The sequence below is a fragment of the Micromonospora chalcea genome, from assembly GCF_002926165.1.
Lineage (GTDB): Bacteria > Actinomycetota > Actinomycetes > Mycobacteriales > Micromonosporaceae > Micromonospora > Micromonospora chalcea.
The window spans coordinates 1-18,707 of record NZ_MAGP01000168.1; the positions used below are offsets into that span (position 1 = coordinate 1).

17 protein-coding genes and 1 pseudogene are annotated in these 18,707 nt (G+C 68.6%); 10 read left to right on the forward strand and 8 right to left on the reverse strand.

Annotated features, from left to right (window positions below):
• The coding region (locus BAW75_RS29495) for an extracellular solute-binding protein (RefSeq protein WP_104115710.1) at positions 1–1,278 on the forward strand (1,278 nt) is incomplete at its 5' end.
• A 235-nt stretch (positions 1,279–1,513) separates the two neighbouring features.
• Here BAW75_RS29495 and BAW75_RS29500 read toward each other — a convergent pair.
• Both BAW75_RS29500 and BAW75_RS29505 read right to left on the reverse strand, forming a co-directional pair.
• On the reverse strand, positions 1,514–2,737 hold the full coding sequence (locus tag BAW75_RS29500; RefSeq protein ID WP_104115711.1) for a glycosyltransferase: 1,224 nt from the start codon (positions 2,735–2,737) through the stop codon (positions 1,514–1,516).
• Between the two features lie 91 nt (positions 2,738–2,828).
• Positions 2,829–4,241 carry a glycosyltransferase family 2 protein gene (locus BAW75_RS29505; RefSeq protein WP_104115712.1) on the reverse strand — a complete coding sequence of 471 codons (1,413 nt, stop codon included), beginning with the start codon at positions 4,239–4,241 and terminating at the stop codon, positions 2,829–2,831.
• A gap of 111 nt (positions 4,242–4,352) precedes the next feature.
• On the opposite strand from BAW75_RS29505, the pseudogene BAW75_RS29510 reads away from it, so the two are divergent.
• The 5 genes and pseudogenes from BAW75_RS29510 to BAW75_RS32695 form a co-directional block, all read left to right on the forward strand.
• A pseudogene (locus BAW75_RS29510) lies at positions 4,353–4,526 on the forward strand (transposase); the annotation flags it as partial.
• A 32-nt stretch (positions 4,527–4,558) separates the two neighbouring features.
• Positions 4,559–4,687, forward strand: a complete 129-nt coding sequence (locus BAW75_RS32685) for a transposase (RefSeq protein WP_208635342.1) — start codon at positions 4,559–4,561, stop codon at positions 4,685–4,687.
• A 4-nt stretch (positions 4,688–4,691) separates the two neighbouring features.
• Positions 4,692–4,859, forward strand: a complete 168-nt coding sequence (locus BAW75_RS32690) for a hypothetical protein (RefSeq protein ID WP_208635343.1) — start codon at positions 4,692–4,694, stop codon at positions 4,857–4,859.
• Complete coding sequence (locus BAW75_RS29520) at positions 4,856–5,494, forward strand: IS3 family transposase (protein ID WP_208635344.1); 639 nt, start codon at positions 4,856–4,858, stop codon at positions 5,492–5,494. Before BAW75_RS32690 ends, BAW75_RS29520 begins: the two co-directional genes overlap by 4 nt.
• 15 nt (positions 5,495–5,509) lie before the next feature.
• On the forward strand, positions 5,510–5,755 hold the full coding sequence (locus BAW75_RS32695) for an integrase core domain-containing protein (RefSeq protein ID WP_208635345.1): 246 nt from the start codon (positions 5,510–5,512) through the stop codon (positions 5,753–5,755).
• Between the two features lie 388 nt (positions 5,756–6,143).
• Here the strand turns inward: BAW75_RS32695 and BAW75_RS33540 are convergent, their stop codons facing one another.
• From BAW75_RS33540 to BAW75_RS29555, 6 genes are all read right to left on the reverse strand, one after another.
• Entirely contained in the window at positions 6,144–6,782 is a 639-nt protein-coding gene (locus BAW75_RS33540; protein WP_402929323.1) for a transposase, read from the reverse strand.
• Positions 6,783–6,893: 111 nt separating this feature from the next.
• Entirely contained in the window at positions 6,894–10,082 is a 3,189-nt protein-coding gene (locus BAW75_RS29530) for a DUF4062 domain-containing protein (protein ID WP_104115713.1), read from the reverse strand.
• Between the two features lie 462 nt (positions 10,083–10,544).
• Positions 10,545–11,093, reverse strand: coding sequence for a hypothetical protein (locus tag BAW75_RS29540; protein WP_104115714.1), 549 nt, complete (start codon positions 11,091–11,093; stop codon positions 10,545–10,547).
• Positions 11,090–11,572, reverse strand: a complete 483-nt coding sequence (locus BAW75_RS29545) for an SLATT domain-containing protein (protein WP_104115715.1) — start codon at positions 11,570–11,572, stop codon at positions 11,090–11,092. The genes BAW75_RS29540 and BAW75_RS29545 overlap by 4 nt, the downstream gene beginning before the upstream one ends.
• A complete protein-coding gene (locus BAW75_RS29550; protein ID WP_167435639.1) occupies positions 11,569–12,066 on the reverse strand; it encodes a DUF4231 domain-containing protein in 498 nt (165 codons plus the stop codon). The genes BAW75_RS29545 and BAW75_RS29550 overlap by 4 nt, the downstream gene beginning before the upstream one ends.
• Positions 12,067–12,735: 669 nt before the next feature.
• The gene (locus tag BAW75_RS29555; protein ID WP_104115717.1) at positions 12,736–13,749 is read right to left on the reverse strand and encodes a LacI family DNA-binding transcriptional regulator; all 1,014 of its coding nucleotides are present in this window, start codon (positions 13,747–13,749) and stop codon (positions 12,736–12,738) included.
• Positions 13,750–14,016: 267 nt separating this feature from the next.
• On the opposite strand from BAW75_RS29555, the gene BAW75_RS29560 reads away from it, so the two are divergent.
• The 4 genes from BAW75_RS29560 to BAW75_RS29575 all read left to right on the forward strand — a co-directional run bounded on the left by BAW75_RS29560 (position 14,017) and on the right by BAW75_RS29575 (position 18,625).
• Entirely contained in the window at positions 14,017–15,288 is a 1,272-nt protein-coding gene (locus tag BAW75_RS29560) for an ABC transporter substrate-binding protein (RefSeq protein WP_043329850.1), read from the forward strand.
• A gap of 64 nt (positions 15,289–15,352) precedes the next feature.
• On the forward strand, positions 15,353–16,285 hold the full coding sequence (locus BAW75_RS29565; protein WP_030500465.1) for a carbohydrate ABC transporter permease: 933 nt from the start codon (positions 15,353–15,355) through the stop codon (positions 16,283–16,285).
• A 10-nt stretch (positions 16,286–16,295) separates the two neighbouring features.
• Positions 16,296–17,195, forward strand: coding sequence for a carbohydrate ABC transporter permease (locus BAW75_RS29570; protein ID WP_104115718.1), 900 nt, complete (start codon positions 16,296–16,298; stop codon positions 17,193–17,195).
• Positions 17,192–18,625 (forward strand): GH1 family beta-glucosidase, encoded by a 1,434-nt coding sequence (locus tag BAW75_RS29575; RefSeq protein ID WP_104115719.1) that lies wholly within the window; start codon positions 17,192–17,194, stop codon positions 18,623–18,625. The genes BAW75_RS29570 and BAW75_RS29575 overlap by 4 nt, the downstream gene beginning before the upstream one ends.
• Positions 18,626–18,707: the final 82 nt, after the last annotated feature.

Sequence of the window (18,707 nt, forward strand, 5' to 3'; positions counted from 1 at the left end):
ATCCTGGGCCTGTCCGGGCGGGACGGGTGGGCGGGCTTCGGCAAGCCGGAGTGGGGCCGCTTCACCTTCGGCAAGGACAACCCCAACCTGTCCACCTCCGGGCTGGCGGCGACCATCGCCACCTACTACGCGGCGGTGCAACGGTCCAGCGACCTGACCCGGTCCGACCTTGCCGACCCCGCGGTCACCCAGTTCGTCCGCCGGATCGAGGCCAATGTGTCGCACTACAGCGACGATTCGGTGGACCTGCTGCGCAGCCTCGCCGAGGCGGACCTGGCGGGCGGCGCGGGCAGTACGGACGACATGAGCGCCATCGTCCTCCAGGAGGAACTCGTGGACCTCTACAACACGGGTGCGCTGAGCCCTCGGCAGGACGGGCAGGAGCGGGGCCGCAGGCCGAACGTCCCGCTGGTCGCCGTCCACCCCAAGGAGGGCACGTTCAACCTGGACCACCCGTTCGTGGTGCTGCCCTCCGCCGACGAGGGGCAGCGGGCGGCGGCGACCGACTTCCTGGCCTTCCTGACCGAGGACGCCCAGCAGGAGAGCTTCGCCCGCCTCGGCTTCCGGGACCACGAGCGCCGAGCCTCGGCGGAGCTGCTCGCCAACGTCGGCGCCGAGCCCACCGGTGGGCTGAGCTACTTCGAGCCCCCGGACCCGCAGGTGGTCGGCGCGATGCTGGACGGCTGGCGGACACTCCGCAAGAAGGCCAACATCCTGATAGCCCTGGACACGTCCGGGTCCATGCAGGCGATGGTCGGCACCCGCACCCGCTTCCAGGTCGCCTCAGCAGCGGCGGGCAAGGGCCTCGCGCTGCTCAACACCGAGGACCGGGTGGGTCTCTGGTCGTTCTCCTCGGAGACCCGGAAGCGGCCGAAGAGCCCCTACCGGGAGGAGATCCCTCTCGGCGAGTTCGACCAGAAGCGGATCAACAGCAAGATCGCCGGCCTGCACGTCGACGGCGGCACCGCGCTCTACGCGACGGTCCGGGCCGCACACCGAGAGCTGCTCGACCGGTACGACCCGCAGCGGATCAACGCGATCGTCGTGCTGACCGACGGCAAGAACGAGTACCGGCAGGACAACGACCTGGCCGGCCTGCTCGCCGAGGTCGCCCTCGACCCGCGGCGTCCGGTGAAGGTGTTCTGCATCGCCTTCGACCGGGAGTCGGACTTCGCCACCCTGGACCGGATCGCCAAGGCATCATCGGGCAAGGCCTTCGACGCGACCGATCCCGCCAAGATCGACGAAGCGTTCGTGAAGCTGGTCAGCAGCTTCTGACGCCGACGCGCCCCGCTCGCCACGAGCCCGCGGCGCGACCGACGGTCTCCGCAGCCCCGCCGGTGAACAGCGCCGGCCGGAACACCGGTCCGGTCCGCCGACGCCCTAACCTCGGCGTACAACGAGTGCCGGGCCTCCGGGATGACCAGCAGGTCGCCCTCCCCACCGGTCCACGACTGATCCGGCGCGACCAGCCGGACCCGCCCCCGCAGTACCTGGAGCGTCGCCTCACCGGTCAGGCTCCCGGTGCGACGACCAACCGCTCCGCGGCGACCTGCGCCGCGTCGGTGCGTACGACGCCGGCGAACTCCCGGGCGCGGGCGGCCACCTCCGGCCGCAGCGCGGCGCCCAGAGCCTCGGTCAGTGACTCGACGGTCGGCACGGAGCCGGGGTGTGCGGTGCCGATGCCGAGCGCGGGCACCCGGCGCGCGAAGTAGTGCTGGTCGTACACCTGCGGTACGACGACCTGCGGCGTCCCGGCCCGCGCGGCCGTGGTCGTGGTGCCCGCGCCGCCATGGTGGACCACCACGGCCACCTCCCGGAACAGATCCTGCTGGTTCACTTCGCCGACCACCAGGCAGTCGGGGGACCGGTCGACCGGCGAGAGCGGTGCCCAGCCCCGGGAGGCGACCAGCCGGCAACCGACCGCGCGCACGGCCCGCACGGCCGTCTCCAGCAGACCCGGGGGTGCGGCGACGCTGCCGAATCCGACGTAGACGCACGGCCCGCCGGCGTCCAGGAAGGCCGTCAGCTCGGCGGGCAGGGCCCGCTTGTCGGGCAGGAGCCAGGCGCCCGGTTGGTAGACGGCCGGATCGGCGACGTCCGGCCAGGGTGCCAAGGCCGGGTCGGCGGCCAGCCACGGCCGGTCGGTGTGGATGTGGTCGCTGACGTCGTCGACCGTGCCCAACCCCACCGCCGACCGCAGCGCGTTGAGGGGCGCGGCGAAGGTGTCGTTGACGTGCCGCAGGTTGGCGGCCCACAGGTCGCTGTTGTCTGCCGACGCGGGCGCCGGGACCTCCCCGAGCACCGGCAGCGGCAGCGGGGGGTGGTGGGGTGAGGGAAGGGCCGCCGGGCAGAGCGCCGCGAAGACGTACGGGATGCCGCGCTTCTCCGCCACGGTGCGGGCGGCGATCTGGAGGCCCGTCGACGCGACGAGGACGTCACAGTCCCGGGCTGCGGCCGACAGCACCTCGAACTGGATGCCGATGGAGGACTCGGCGAACTTGCGTACCTGCGCGGGCGAGGGTTTTGGCACGGCGCCCCGCGACCTGGGCGCCGCCGACCTGCGCCAGGGCGGGCCGACGGGCACGAAGGGAATCCTGAAGCTGGCCACCCAGCGGGCGAAGTCGGGCGGGGCGCAGAGGCGGGCCTGATGGCCGAGGGCCGTCAACCGCGACGCGAGCGCCACCAGTGGTTGGACATCGCCACGCGACCCGAGAGTCGACAGCAGTACGCGCATAGTTCTCGCCTTTCCGTCCTTTACGCCGGATCCGGGCGCGGCTGGGCCAGGCCCGACAGCGTTGTCGGGGCCTGGCCGCACCGTCGATCTGCTATCCCCGCGTCGTGGAGCGCCCCGGCACCAGGGCAGCGGGTCGCGCCCCGGCGGCGGTCTGAGCGGGTACCCGGCGCGCGGCACCGGGCGCGGGTCGGAGGGGCCGCAGGATCAGTACGTGGCCGAGCCCCTCGACCGCGCGCAGCTCGGCCGTGCAGGCCGCGGCCTGCGCCTGGCGCAGGTAGTCCAGCGTCTGCGGGTCGGCGGCGCACATCCCCGGCGTCGAGTCGGCGGTGGCGACCAGGTGGACCTCGCCCGCCAGCAGCAGCGAGGCCGAGATGAACTGGCAGAGTTCCGGCCACAGCAGGTACCGCCAGAAGTCCACGCTGATCACCGCGTCCAGGCTGCCCGACGGCATGGGCGGGGCGACGCCGAGCAGGTGGAAGTTGGTCCGCCCGATGGGCGCGGCGTAGTCGAAGGTCAACGCCGAGGCGGGCAACCCGGAATCGGCGCGACCGGTGCCGATCCAGAGCGTGCGGTGCCCCCGCACCTGGCCGGCGAGGCGCGCGGCGGCGGGCCCGATGGCGCAGGCCGACCGCTCGACGCACTCGTCGATGAGCGCGCGATAGTGCAGGATGCGCCGGATCGCCTCGTACCCCATGACGGCGGTGAGGAACTCCCACTCCAGGCACGGATAGAGCCGGGCAGCCTGCTGGAAGTTGGCCTTCATCTCCATCCAGTTGCGGGTGATGTTCTTGTGGTGCGGCAGGTGGACGACCCGGGCGTCGTCGTCGTAGCCGAAGTTGACGCCGTCGGGGAGGCTGCGGTCGACGCGGTAGAACAACTCGACGTCCTCCACGCCGTAGCTCAGACCGAACGCCTCGCGGTAGCCACCGACCTGCGCGAAGTGCGCGCCGGACAGCGAGATGTTGTGCGTGTAGGCGATGACCCAGCCGGCCCGGAGCCACTCGCCCCCGTCGTCGGGAAGCCCCGTGGCGAACCGCAGGTCGCCGCCGTGCGGGAAGGCGCGTGCGACCGCGTGCGACTCCCCGGCCAGCACTGCCGGCAGGTCAGCGAGGCCGATCTCGTCCCGCCGGCTGATCAGCACCGCCGCGTTGCCGGGCACGCTGTGCCAGGCCAGGTGCCGCTCCAGCAGGTCGGGCACCGCCCACGAGTCGGCGTCGAGGAAGACCAGCAGCGGCGCGCAGGCACGGCGCGCCCCCTCGTTGCGGGCGACGGAGCGACCCTTGCGCTCGGCGAGTTCCAGCACGCGCAGGCGGAGACCGGCGCCCTCGGCGAGCGCCTCGGCGTACCCGTCGGACGAGCCACCGTCCCGGACCACGATCACCTCGAAGCGTTCCGGCGGCAGCGTCTGCCGGGTCAGCGCCCTGAGGGTCAGCGCGAGGCACTGCGGATCCTGGTAGGTCGGCATCACCACGCTCAGCGCCGGAGGGTTGGTGGGCAGCGACATGGCGATCCTCTCCGTCAGACGATCTTGCCGTCAGAGGGCGGCGACACCGTCAGACGATAACGCTCCGCGACGACATCATTACGCATCAATAGGGGTCTATAGGGGTGCACTCTTGCTATCTACTTCTGTGACCCGCACAGCCCGTGGCAGCGCGGCACGAACGAGAACACCAATGGGCTGCTACGCCAGTACTTCCCAAAGGGCACCGACCTATCACGACACTTGGTGAACGATCTCGGCGCCATCGCCGCTGCCCTCAACAGCCGGCTGCCCTTCCCCTCGTAGCGTGGAGGCCAGAACTTGAGGGTTAGAGGTTCATGGCTGAGACGAGACGGCAGTTCGATCCGGAGTTCCGGGCGGGCGCGGTGCGCATCGTGCGCGAGACCGGGAAGTCGATCGCGCAGGTCGCCCGCGACCTGGGGATCAAACAGCGGGACCCTGGCTAACTGGGTGAAGAAGGACCGCGAGATTCGCGGTGAGGCCACTGCGGGGCAGCTGGCCGAGGACGAGCGGGCGGAGCTGGCCCGGCTGCGGCGGGAGAACGCCGAGCTGGCGATGGAGCGTGATGTCCTTAAGCGATCCGTGGTCCTGTGGGTCAAGGAAGCGACGGGCCGGTGAGCGTGGCCGCCTTCATCGCTTCCCAGAGGACCGAGCACGACGTGCCGCACGCGGTGGCCTGCCGGGCCCTGGGGGTGTCCGAGTCATGGTTCTACCAATGGCGCGACCGGCCGCCGACGCGCCGCGATGCCCGGCGTGTCCGGCTGGCGGCCGCGGTCAGGAAGGTGTTCGACGACTCGGGCGGCATCTACGGCAGTCCCCGCATCGGGATCGAGCTGCGCGAGTCCGGCTGGCGGGTGTCGGACAACACGATCGCGCAGCTCATGGCCGATTCCGGCATGGCCGCCCGGGTCAGGCGTAGCCGGCGGAGCCTGACGCGCCAAGGCACACGTCCGACCGCGCCGGACCTGGTCAAGCGGGCGTTCACCGCGCCGGCGCCGGATGTCGCCTGGCGCGGCGACATGACCGAGATCCGCACCGACGAGGGCAAACTCTACCTTGCCACCGTCATCGACTTGTACTCCCGCCGCATCCTCGGCTACGCGATGGGCGCCCACCACGATGCCGGGCTGGTCGTCGCCGCGCTGAACATGGCCGCCGTCACCCGCGGCGGCAGCGTCGACGGGGTAATCTTCCACAGCGACAGGGGCAGCGAGTACACCTCAGCCGACTTCGCCCGGGCCTGCGCCCGATGAAAGGTGCACCAGTCGATGGGCCGGGTCGGGTCGTGCTTCGACAACGCCGTCGCCGAGGCCACCTTCTCCACCATCAAGGTCGAATACGTGCACCGCCGCCACTTCCGCACCCGTACCGAAGCCCGCCTGAAGATCGCCACCTGGATCACCGACTTCTACAACCGCCGTCGCCGGCACTCCGTCTGCGACTGGCGTTCTCCCATCGACTACGAGCGATCAGAGACCCGCTTAGTACAGTCCAAGTTCTTGGGTGCGAAGTAGCGTCTAAGCCTGGCCCGCATCGTCTAGTGGAGCGACGTAAGATGGCTACAGAAGGAGCCCCTAAACCGGCTGCATCGCGGAGACGGCGATGGACCGTAACAGTCATCCTTGTGTTCGCGGGGGTGTCCGGTTTCGTCGCAGACACATTCGGCATCGCCGGATTCTTGACCGGCAAGTCGCTACCTGGGTTTCTGTCCTCGCCGACTCCATCTGCACCATCTGAGCCTTTGCATTCTTCAAGTCAAAGCGCCCCACCGCCATCACCTCAAGCATCGCGAACGGTGGCGCGAGAGACTACATCTCCGTCACGATCGCCACAGGTTGCACGGTCAACGCCGCCAGCCGCTAGCCTTGACGTCAATCCCTCGCCCAAAGTGCCTCCCGTTGGTCAGCCAAGAGGGCTGGTATTGGCGGCGTCGCCTGCGCGATTTACTGCACAAACAATGGAAATTTCCATAAGCGTGCAGGGAGGAACTCCCGATTCGTTCGTTGATATCGAGGTCCATCCTGTCGAACGGGGCTCGGCGGGCGTTTGTCCCCAACTGGAGGACGGGCCGTGCGACCTGGTGTACAGCGGCGGCGAGACGCCAGCGCAGGATGGTAGGGCGGCCGTTTCCTTTACGTGGAGAGCGGGCTGGACGATCGGCAGATGGGTGGTGGTCGCCAGGGATCGAGCGAGCGGGATTACCACGTCGACCCAGTTCGTGGTTGAGTGAAATGCCGCCACCGTCGGACAAGCGAAGGGATGGCTCTTATTGACGGGCAGGGCGGACGGTGCGCCAGAGCTGGCGGGGACGGGGCTGACCCCGGCGAGGGCGGCGAATGCGGCTTCGCTGCGAACGCGGCCGTGGTGCGACCAGGAGACCAAAGCAGCCGCAGCCGTGCCGGGGTCGATGCCGGGCTGCTTGAGCAGCGGCGGACACATAGCGGTGACCAGGTCGCGGATCTGGCGCAGGTTGCGGATCTGGCGCAGGTTCATGGCCAGCAGCCGGTCAGGGTCACGGATGTGGTTGGCCAGGGCAGTCATCTGGTCGCGGCGCAGGCGTGCGAGCGCATCCGTGTCCTCGCGAACGGTGAGGTCGGGGGGCGAGGCGGAGTTGCTGCGGCGGCGGAATCGGCCAGCGCGTTCGACGACAACTCATGTGGGCTGCAGTAACTGACGGCCGCCGAGGAGGAAGTGGTGGGCGTTGAGATACTTGGTCAGCTTGTTGCGACGGGTCGACCGCACCGGGTCAGGGCCGAGTTGGCAGTGCAGGTCGAGTAGCGCGTCAACGCGGTCGCCTCGATAAGAGCCGGGAAGCGTGCCCGTCCCTCCCCTCAGCCGCTTCCGGATCACCTTGCCCCACCTCGACAAGTCGACGTCGGGCGGTTGGCAAAGAACCAGCAGGGCCGTCAGATGGAAATGCAGCAGCCAATATGCGTCCGCTTGGTCACGGGAGCCCTGATTCATCCGCCTGTATCTGTCGACGGATGCTGTCACTCCGGACCACCACCCGTCTCTGTCGAGGGCGCGGAAGATTTCCGAGCTCATGAGTTCGCCGAGGATGAGCCACCTACGGGTTCGGTCGCCGCCGACGACGCCCTCGGCCTCCATCGTCCGACCCTCTGACAGGGTGCGGGCGAGGTGACCCGTCGCGTCGATTCGGCTGCCTGCCGACCAGGACGCTCTGGCAAGCAGGTACTCCAACTCTTGGGAGAGCATCGCGCCCTCAATGCTTGAAGGTGCGGGCGCGAGGATTCCATCGTCCAAGTGTGGTCGCATGGCCACGAGCGGTTGATGACATTCGGTGAGGTTCCCGTCCGCGAACATGGCGAGACGCGCCTGCCCCAGGCCACGTTCGAGGAGTCGCAGTGCCACCCACAGATCGTGGTCACCGGCCTTCTCGACCACCTGTGCTAGATACTGCCGGGCCACCCCTAGCGCGTCAGCCGCCAGATTGAAATAGCCCCCGAACTCCATCGCCCGAAAAACGTAGAGGTGACTGTCGATGATTTCCTTCAACACAGGGATGTTGTGGCTGGAACGTTCCCTGCGCACGCGGTTGATGAAGTTCAGGCTCATCACTCCTCGCAATGCCCGTCCGTGCTTGCCAACGCTGACGTGGTATCGGGCGTTGACGGTGCCGATGCGAACGAGGCGGATGCGGCTGTCGTCGTCCAGCCCGCCAGTGGTTTTGACGATTCGGGCCACCGCTTTGTCCGCCTCCCGCAGCAGCGGCATCGCCTCGTCGAAACATCCCAGGACGGAGAGATAATCGGCGCGGGCGAGCTGCCCGTCGTAGCCCAGTTCGGCGGCGCGACTCGTCACGAGATCGGCTGAGTTCGAACGGGCCCGCCCTCTCAGGGTGCTCCAGTAGGCGTCGGCCAGAAACCGGACCAACGGGATGGGCCCGTGCCCCTGTCCGACATGCCCAAGTGCCTTCCTTGCCGCAGTCTGGCCTTCGACGGGCGCCAACTGAAGTGCCTCGTCGAGCTGGTCGACTGCGGCCGCCTCTCCGCCTATCTGGCCGGCGCCACTGAGGGCATCGGCCAGCGCCCTGCTTTGTCCGCTGCGTGCGGCGTGCCACACGGCCGAGGCGGCACGCACCGAGTCGCCCACCGGCAGTTTCAATAGCGCCGAGGCGACGACCTCGTGCAGTTGTGTCTCGGCGATGCCGCACCACTCGTGGGCGGCTGCGGCTACCGACCGGGAGGTGAAGCGGAACGCCCCGTCTGGACCGCTCGGAGTGAGGGAACGGCCGAGACCCTGGACGACTTCGGCTGCCAGGATGTCGCCCGCTTGCGCCATTGAGGACAGATCGGCCGTGCGCAGGCCCGCTCTCGACTCCGCCAGGGCGCCGATGAGTCGGCGGCCTTCGCGGGGCGACCCAACCCGCGCCTCGACCTTGTCGAACAGGCGCATGGCCAGAGCGTCCACGGTCGCGGGCAGATCCGCGGCGCGCTCCACGACGAGCCTGCGCAGAGCAGTGGCCGGATCTGCTGACTGCTGCGCCGGGCCCAGGTCCGTTGACGAGATCGATGCGAGGTCCGACGCCGCCAACCGAATCCAGAGCGGCAGGCGGGGCTGGGCGGCGAGAGCGGCCACTGCAGGCGCAGGCAGGGTTCGCGGCGCGGCCAACTTGGTCGCCGCGAGAGCCACGGCACCGACCGGCAGCGGCCCGAACTCCACGATCTTCAGGCCCGACCGCCCGAGGCGTTCGGCCAGGTCGTGGTCATGCGTTGTGACCAGCACCCTCACGCGCTCGTTTCGCAGGATGCGCAGGACCATCTCGGTGGGATGCCGGCCCGGTGCGGACGCGGCCTCGTCGAATGCGTCGATCGCGATGACGATGGGGTTAGTCCGGCGGGAGAGCGCATTGAGGACTTCGATCATCGGGTCCGCGCCGGCGACAAGATTCCCGCAGCGGAGCAGCTTCCTCGCGATGCCGTCAATGGTCGACACCTGCGGAGTCAAGCCCGCCGCGACATCCCAGAGATCCCCGTTCCGACGGAGTTGATCGCAGACGACCGCCCACGCACTGCTCAGTCCAGACCCCGGCGGCCCTACCAGCACCGCACCAGAACCATTGACCATTGCCGCTGAAGCCAAGCCCACCTCGTCAGCGCGAGCCTCGAAGGCCCGGCTAGCCTCGTCGATGGTCAATCGCCGCGCCACTTCGTAGGGATCGTCAACCGTGGCATGTAGCAACCGGGTGGCCACACGCTCCACGACCGGCCACAGGGCATCGACGGCGACCTGCACGAAGTGGTCGCTCGTCACCATACCTTCAGCGTCGGCCTTCGCCTCGTAGTCGACGATTTGGTCTGGTGCGATGAGTTCCCGGACCCGGGTGCGAAGCCGGGCGGCCGGCTCCGGCTTGGTGTCCCGGTAGCGCGCGCTTGGCTGCCCGTGCACCCGACGCTCGAACACGATCGCGTCTGTAGGGCCGCTGGCCAAGCCGTACTCACACTCCAGCGCCGTCATCGACATCGTGTCATCGACGCGGGCAAGAAGGTCTCTGGCCTCGCTGGCCTCCACCGCCTGATCGATGCTGTGACGGATCGCTGCGGCCCCAGGGCACCAGCCGTAGCGCTCGCCGAGCAAAGCGACAAACAGCGGACGACACCGATCGATCTCCTGAAGGCACACGTCGAGCACGCGTCGCCCCGCCGCCTCCTCGTCGTCCTCGGTAGTGTCGATGCCCCAGCGCAGGTCCACGATCACGATCGTGCAGCCCAACGAACGCGCGCGGAGGTTCAGCGCATCAAGCACCGGGCCCGCCAGCAGGTCGCGTTCCGCATTGAAGTCGACAAAGGTTGAACTGACGAAGATTGACAGAACCGCCACTGCGCTGCCTTCCCGCGATCACGTGGCCAACAGATTCCCACGCCCGCCCGGCTCATCACAGCATGATTTCACAGGCCCGCAGATCGAACTTTCGTCTATTCCGAGAGAGCCCAACGCCCGTACGCCCGGGAACTCAGCAGCCTGCACCACGGTCTGCGTTCGCCGCGCCTCCTTTCCGCGTCTGAGTTCGTGTGCAAGATCGTGAACTGAGCGCCCGCAGCGCAAGAGCGAGGAGGCCTGGCCGGCCAGGCCCTGCTCAAGTCGATCCGTCAGCTGATCGAGTTGGTGAACGACATTCTCAAAGGCCAGTTCGACCTAAAGCTGCACGGCGGACGCTCGTACGGGGCCATTACCGTTCGCGTCATCCAGCTCTCTCGCGATAGCCGCCTCGGTCTGCCACCGCCACCCGACCTGCCACCCCATCACCGCAACCTGATTGCGTACGACCACTAACCGCAGAAGTCACTCGTCTAGCAGCGCAGTTGGGTCGATGATCTCTATGTGCGGGTCGGTAAGGGAGTATCCCAGCCGCTCAACCATGTCCTGGGTGCCGCCTGGGCCGTCGCCGACCTCGCCGTCCCAGACAAGCAGCGCGTACGGCGTGCTGGTGAGCTCGCGCACGGTGCCGACCATCCAGGCGTTGGTCCGGGCGAATTTGTTGGTGCCCATATTTGTAGTTGGGATGTGGCGGACTTCCGCGTGGGAAAGTAGTCGCCGAAACCGCTCCTCCCATTCGGTTCCCGGTAGGCGTACAGACTCGGCGACGAACTCCTCCGTCGGCGCGGCCAAACATAGGATGACCTGTGCGCCGCGGGCAAGTGCTGCCTCCGCGCTCAACATGTCCGCACCCCGCGCCCCACCACACACCACGACCGATCCCTCGGCGACCTGCCAGCGGTCGAGGGCATCAGCGATGGCACTCGCCACCAACGGCACGATCCGTTCGGGAAACCGGGGAGCGCGGCGATCGGGCCGGTCCACAAGATGCCCGCTAGCCAGCACGACGCTCACGGTCTTGTCCCCTCGGTCTGCGGCGGCAGGAGGGCCGCAACCCCGGTTGCACCCTGGACCGACAGCTTGCCCCACTGTGCGTTCTCCGCGAGCAGCATCTGCTCGACCAACTCCACCCGCTCGCCGACCGACTCGGCCGAGGTGTCCCAAGCGTCATCCATCGTTTCGAGGTTGCGAGCGGTGTCCCGGTATGTCTTTTGCAGTGTAGGGAAACCGATGAGCTGATCGTATGCCGTCACCACCGCCGCTAGGCCCGACAGCGCTGCAGCACTGATGCCGATGTATCCGCGGACTGTGTCCGATGCCAGCTGCGCCAGCGCAGCTGCGCTGGCAGCGAATAGGAACAGGGCGTTGCGCAGCCGCATAGCCTGGTCATGGGCTAGCTCGTACTCGGCCTGGCGGTCGCGATACCAAATACGCTGGTCGTGTAGCCGGTGCTTGCGGTAGAGCCCGCTGAACTGAAGGTCGCGGTCGGTCACAAGGCCTCGTCTCGGTCGGAAATGTCGCGAACGGCCGCACGGAGCCGAACGACACGACCCTCCGCGGCATACGGGCCGGTCCGGGACAGGTAGAGGAAGTAAAGCCCACGCAATCGCTCAGCCTTGACCCGGTTGGTCAGGTATGCCTGAAGCGCTCGATTCTCGCCGACGATCCTGTTGCTCGTCGCGAGCAGAATACTGAGCCCAGCAAGCACAGCCGACGGCCACCGCTGGGCCGTAAGCACGGCCTGCAGTCCTCCCAGTGCTGAAAGTGCGATCGCGCCCAATAGGACGGTGATCTGCTGGCGCCGATAGCGGTTCTGGTTGCGTAGAGCCGATTCGTCATACCTAGTGAATGGCTGATCCAGTTCCGCCTCGACGACCCGGAAGTCCTCCGCCAGCGCGGGATACTCGTGCTTTACCTTCGCGTCGAGCACCGGATACGACGCAGGCGCGCGCAGTTTCGGGAAACGCTTGAGCAGTGTGAGGATCACTTCACCCCGCAGGCCGCAGTGTCAATGTAGACGTAGGGACTGTATGCATGCCTGCGCTAGGTTGACAACGGACGCCCGTCCATGTTCGCACGCCCGCTCGGACCTCCCCGCCGAAGAGGTCACCGAGCACGATGCCCTGTCAGCAGGCTTCGGGTGGGATTCAAGTCTCAGCCCCCGGGATGCATGCCGACGTCACCGCGATGGCATCCGGTGCCATGCGGTGACGCGACGAAGCCCTGTTGGATGACGTCAGCGAGCTTCGAGACAACAGCCGACGCCAGTCAAGCGGGGAGCGATGCGCGTCACCACTTCGGAGTTCTCTGGGAGCCGCACCGGATTCATCGCCCACATCACCGCAGGCCAAAGCCTTCCGTTCTGCCCGGCCTCGGTAACCACTTCGGGCGGGCGACGAGGCCCCGTCGCTCCATCGCCCGATACCGCCATCAAGACTTCGAACTGTGGGACCCGCTCCTCTGGCCTTCATCCTGCGCGCCGCATGGACCTGGCCCCGGATCATTCGCGCCGCCGCCGGCCGCGACCTCGCCCAGGCACGGGTGTGACGCTCGAGGCAGGCCCGGTTGCGGGGTCGGTGACAGCGGCTCCGGCAGCAGCGACCGCGAGCAGCGGCACGATCCAGAGCGGAACGGCGCCGACGTCGCGCGGTTCGGGTCAGGTGGTGCCGCGGACGACGAGCGTCGTCGGCAACACGGTCGGCTTGGGCGGGTCGTCGCCGCCGTGCAGCATGGCGACCAGCGCCTCGGCGGCGGCCGTGCCGAAGCCGGGCTTGTTCTGGGCGACAGTGCTGAGCCCGGGCGGGATCAGCGCGGCCACCTCGATGTCGTCGAAGCCGACAATCGCAATGTCGTCGGGGATCCGTAGGCCGGCCGCCTGGGCCGCCCGCATCGCGCCGACAGCCATCTCGTCACCGGCGACGAACACCGCGGTAGGGCGGTCGTCGAGGGCGAGCAGCCGGTCCATCGCGGCGTGACCGCCGTCGAGATAGAAGTCTCCCTCGACGACGTGGCCGTCGGCGAGCTGCAGGCCGGCCCCGGCCAGCGCGGCCCGGAAGCCGACGAGCCGTTCGGCTCCCGGCCAGGTTCGCAGCGGGCCGGTGATGGTGGCGATGCGCCGGTGGCCGCGTTCGACGAGGTGGCGCACGGCGAGCGCCGCGCCGCCGGCATTGTCCGAGGTGATGTAGGTCGACGTCGGGCCGTCGACCCGCAGGTCGAGAGCGACGCACGGCACCTGGGCTTCGACGAGGGCGAGCACGGCCGGGTCCCGGGTGCCGTTGTCGATGATGACCGCGCCGTCGAGGTTGTGCTGGCGGACGGCGCGCACGTATCGCTGCCCGTCGTCGGGCCCCGCCGCGTCGTGGCCGGCGAGCATGAGCAGGTTCAGCCCGTGCGCGCTGAGCGCCGTCTTGAGCGCGACGAGGATCTCCTGCAGGAATGGGTGGCGCCATCCAGGGCGGCGATGGTCGGTGTCCCATACCAGGCCCACCATGTTGGATTTCTTCGTGGCGAGCGTCCGGGCCGACCCGTTCGGCAGGTAGCCGATCTCGGCGGCCAGGTCGAGGATGCGCTGGCGGGTGTGCTGGCTGACGACCTCGGGGGTGTTGAAGACGCGGGACACGGTGGCGACGGACACGCCGGAGCGGCGCGCCAACTCCCTGATAGTGGCCAATGTGGTGCCTTCTCTGTAACCGGTTTCACGACCGTAGCGCCAGCGATGTCCGCCGGTCAACCCGCATCGAACGTTATCGTTTCGTAACTTGACACCCCCTAGCCGAACCCGTTCACACTTCCCAGGAAAGGTGCTCGCCGGCGATCACCCGCAACTCGGCCGGCATCCGATCTTCATCCAACTCCACCCACCCCCACCACCATCGCTTCGCCGACAATGTAACCGGTTTCAGGTAACCGGTTACATCGCACGAAAGGGTTCCCTGGCATGCACCCAAAACGACTGTTGCGACTGGCGGCGGCCACCCTGGCCGCCGGAGTACTGCTGACCGCGTGTGGCACCGGCACCGAGGGAGGCTCGGGCGGCGGCAACGAAAAGATCACCCTGAACGTCAACCTGTTCGGCAACTTCGGGTACCAGGACCTGTACGCCGAGTACCAGAAGTCGCACCCGAACATCACGATCCAGGAGCGCACGGCCGCCTACAACGACCATCATCGCGACCTGATCACCCACCTGGCCACCGGATCCGGCGCGGGCGACATCGAGGGCGTCGACACGGGCTTCATCGCGCAGATGCGCGAGCGGGGCAACCTCTTCGTCGACCTGGGCAAGGACCGCCAGTCCGAGTACCTCGACTGGAAGTGGGCGGCGTCGCTGGCCAAGGACGGCAAGCAGATCGGGTACGGCACCGACGTCGGCGGCCTGGCCATCTGCTATCGGCGTGACCTGTTCGAGAAGGCCGGCATGCCCTTCGACCGCGACCAGGTGTCGGCCGCCTGGGGCAGCGGCTGGGACCAGTACATCGAGTTCGGCAAGCGGTACGCGGCGAAGGCCCCGGCCGGCAGCGCCTTCTTCGATGGCGGAGGCCAACTGTTCAACGCCATCATCGGCCAGGCCCCGGTCGGGTACTACAACGAGGACAACGCCATCGTCGTGGGCACCAGCCCCGATGTCCGAAAGGCCTGGGACCTGACGGTGAAGGCGATCCAGAGCAACCTGTCGGCCAAGCTGATCGGCAGCTCGCAGGAGTGGAACAACGGCTTCGCGAAGGACCAGTTCGCCACCATCGCGTGTCCGGCCTGGATGATGACCAAGATCAAGGACCAGGCGAAGCACGCCGCCGGCAAGTGGGACGTGGCGAGCGTCCCGGGCGGCGGCGGCAACTGGGGCGGCTCGTACCTCACCGTTCCCAAGCAGGGCAAGCACATCGAGGAGGCCAAGAAGCTCGCGGCGTGGCTGACCGCCCCGGAACAGCAGGCCAAGGTGTTCACCGCGCGGGGCAACCTGCCGTCCATCCCGGCTCTGTACGACAAGCCCGACATTGCCCAGTACAAGGACGCCTTCTTCAACAACGCACCGGTGGGCCAGCTCTTCACCACCGCGGCGAAGCAGCTCAAGCCCCAGTACCAGGGCCCGCGAGCCGGAGACGTACAGACCACCATCCGCGACGCCCTCGTCCGCATCGAACAGGGCAAGCAAAGCTCCGACGAGTCCTGGAAGCAGATGGTCAGCGACGTCGAGCGCCTCGCCAAGTAACTCGACCCGCGCCGCCGGCGGTCGCCCCTGACCGCCGGCGGCGCCCGGCGACGAAGGATCGACGATGGCCACCTACCTCCACCAGGCCCGGCGGGCCGGCCTGAGCCGGCTCGACACCAAGGGCTCGCCCTACCTCTACATCCTGCCGTTCTTCCTGCTGTTCGGCGCGTTCGGGCTGTTCCCGCTGCTGTACACGGCGTACGTCTCGTTCAACGACTGGGACCTGCTCGACTCCGGGTCGCACCGCTGGGTCGGCCTCGCGAACTACCGCGAGATGCTGCAGGACGCGTACTTCTGGAACGCCCTGGGCAACACGCTCAGCATCTGGGTGCTGTCCACCGTGCCGCAACTGCTCGCCGCGCTCTGGATCGCCCACCTGCTCAACCACCGGCTGCGGGCCCGCACCGCGCTGCGGATGGGCGTGCTGCTGCCCAACGTCACCTCGATCGTGGCGGTGACGATCGTCTTCACCCAGCTTTTCGGCCGCGACTTCGGCATGGTCAACTGGGCGCTCGGCCTCGTCGGCATCGGCCCGATCGACTGGCAGGCCAACACCTGGAGCTCCCACCTGGCCATCTCGTTCATCGTCGCCTGGCGGTGGACCGGCTACAACGCGCTCATCTACCTCGCCTCGATGCAGGCGATTCCGCACCACCTGTACGAGGCCGCCGACCTCGACGGCGCGTCGCAGGCTCAGCAGTTCAGGCGGATCACCGTCCCGATGCTGCGGCCGACGATCATCTTCACCACGGTGATCTCGACGATCGGCGGCCTGCAGATCATGGCCGAACCCCTGCTGTTCGCCAGCTCCCAGACGCCCACCGGCGGGTCCGACCGGCAGTTCCAGACCGTCGCCCTGTTCATGTACGAGCAGGGGTTCCGGGAGTTCCGCTTCGGCTACGCCTCGGCGGTCGCCTGGACGCTCTGTCTGGTCATCGCCATCTTCGCGATCATCAACTTCCTGCTCACCCGGCGCATCGCCAAGGACGAGGACTGAGGAGAACGCCGTGACCACCCTTGCGGACCCCGTACAGACCGGCACCACGCCCTCGCCGCCGCAACGCCGGTCCCACCGGCGCCGGAGCTTCGGGTACCCACGCAAGGCCTCGGTCTGGAGCTACGGCGCCCTGCTGGCGGTCGTGGCCGGGTCGGTCTTCCCGCTCTACTGGTCCATCGTCGTGTCCTCGCAGACCAGCGACGCCGTCACGAAGGTGCCGCCGGCCCTGGTGCCCGGCGGGCACCTCTTCGACAACATCGCGCGCGTGTTCGACACGACCGACTTCGGCCGGGCCCTGGTGAACTCCTTCATCGTCAGCGGCTCGATCACCGTCTCCGTGGTGTTCTTCTCGACCCTGGCCGGGTTCGCCTTCGCCAAACTGCGGTTCCGAGGCCGAAAGGCGCTTCTCGTCGTGGCCATCGCCACCTCGATGGTGCCGCACCAGCTCGGCATCATCCCGCTGTACATCCTGATGGCCGACCTCGGCTGGACCGGGCGCCTCACCGCCGTGATCGTGCCGGGGCTGGTAACCGCGTTCGGCGTCTTCTTCATGACCCAGTACCTCGGCCGCGCCGTGCCCGACGAACTGCTGGAGGCCGGCCGCGTCGACGGGTCCAGCACGTTCGGCCTGTACTGGCACATCGTCCTGCCGGCGGCCCGCCCCGCCGCGGCGGTGCTCGGGCTGTTCACCTTCATGCAGGCGTGGAACGACTTCTTCTGGCCGCTGGTCGTGCTGCAGGACAACGCGACCGTGCAGGTGGCGCTCTCCGCACTGGCCAGCGGCTACACCACCGACTACACCCTGACGCTGACCGGCACGTTGCTCGCCACGCTGCCGATCCTCGTCGTCTTCATGCTCCTCGGCCGGCATCTCGTCGACGGCATCATGCAGGGGGCGGTGAAGGGATGACCACCACATCCCAAGGCGCCGCCGCGGCCGCAACCCGGCCGGACCTGCCCGAGCTGCCGGACCTGCCGGCCGGCTTCATCTGGGGCGCGGCCACCGCGGCGTACCAGATCGAGGGGGCGGTCGACGAGGACGGCCGCGGGCCGTCGATCTGGGACACCTTCTGCCGCCGCCCCGGGGCCGTCGACGACGGCACCTCCGGCTCGGTCGCCTGTGACAGCTACCACCGCTGGCGGGAGGACGTGGACCTGCTGGCCGGCCTCGGCGTGGACGCCTACCGTTTCTCGGTCGCCTGGCCACGGGTCATGCCGGCCGGGCGGGGCGCGGTGAACCGGCGGGGCCTCGACTACTACGACCGGCTCGTCGACGCCCTGTGCGGGCACGGTATCCGGCCGTTCGTCACGCTGTACCACTGGGATCTGCCCCAGGCGCTCGAGGACGAGGGTGGCTGGCGGGTACGGGACACCGCCGAGTGGTTCGCCGAGTACGCCGCCGCGGTGGCGGGCGTCCTCGGCGACCGGGTCCAGGACTGGATCACGCTGAACGAGCCGTACTGCTCGTCGATGGTCGGCTACGCGGAGGGCCGGCACGCTCCCGGCGCCGCCGAAGGACATGGTGCCCTGGCCGCCGCCCACCACCTGCTGCTCGGGCACGGCAGGGCGGTCGCCGCAGTCCGGTCCGCCGCCGGCCCGCGGTCGCGCGTCGGCATCACGCTCAACCTCTCCCCCGCCGTGCCGGCCAGCGATACCGAGGCCGACCGGGCGGCGGCGGATCGGCAGGACCTCATGCTCAACCGGCAGTTCACGGATCCGGTGCTGGGCGGCGCGTACCCGCCCGGGTTCGAGCGGCTCTACGCCGGGGTGAGCGATCTGTCGTTCCGCCGGGACGGTGACCTGGCGGTGATCTCCACGCCGCTGGACTTCCTCGGTGTCAACTACTACTACCGGGTGCACGTCGCCGACGCCCCGTACGAGCAGCCCGACCCGGCGCTGCGCAGCGCGTTCGACATCGGGTTCCGGCAGCTACGGCCGGACGGGTTGCCCACCACCGACCTGGGCTGGCCGGTGGAGCCGCAAGGGCTGTTCGACACCCTGACCGGGCTCGCGGACCGTTACCCGGGCCTGCCTGCCGTGTACGTGACGGAGAACGGCTGCGCCGACCTGCGGGACGGACCCGAGCCGGACCCGGAACGGATCTCGTTCGTGGCCGGGCACCTGGCGGCGGCGGCCCGTGCGGCCGCCGTCGACGACCGGCTCGATCTGCGGGGGTACTTCTACTGGTCGCTCATCGACAACTTCGAGTGGGCCCGCGGGTACGGGCCCCGCTTCGGTCTGGCCCACGTCGACTACGCCACCGGATCCCGTACGCCCAAGGCCAGCTACCACTGGCTGCGTGACCGCTTGCGGGCGTGGCGGGAACGCACCTCCACCTGAAGCGCCGCCCGCGGCTCGTGGCGGCAACGGTATGCGCGGTCACCCGGCACCGAACCGCCCCGGTTTCGGTGGAGTCGGGCTC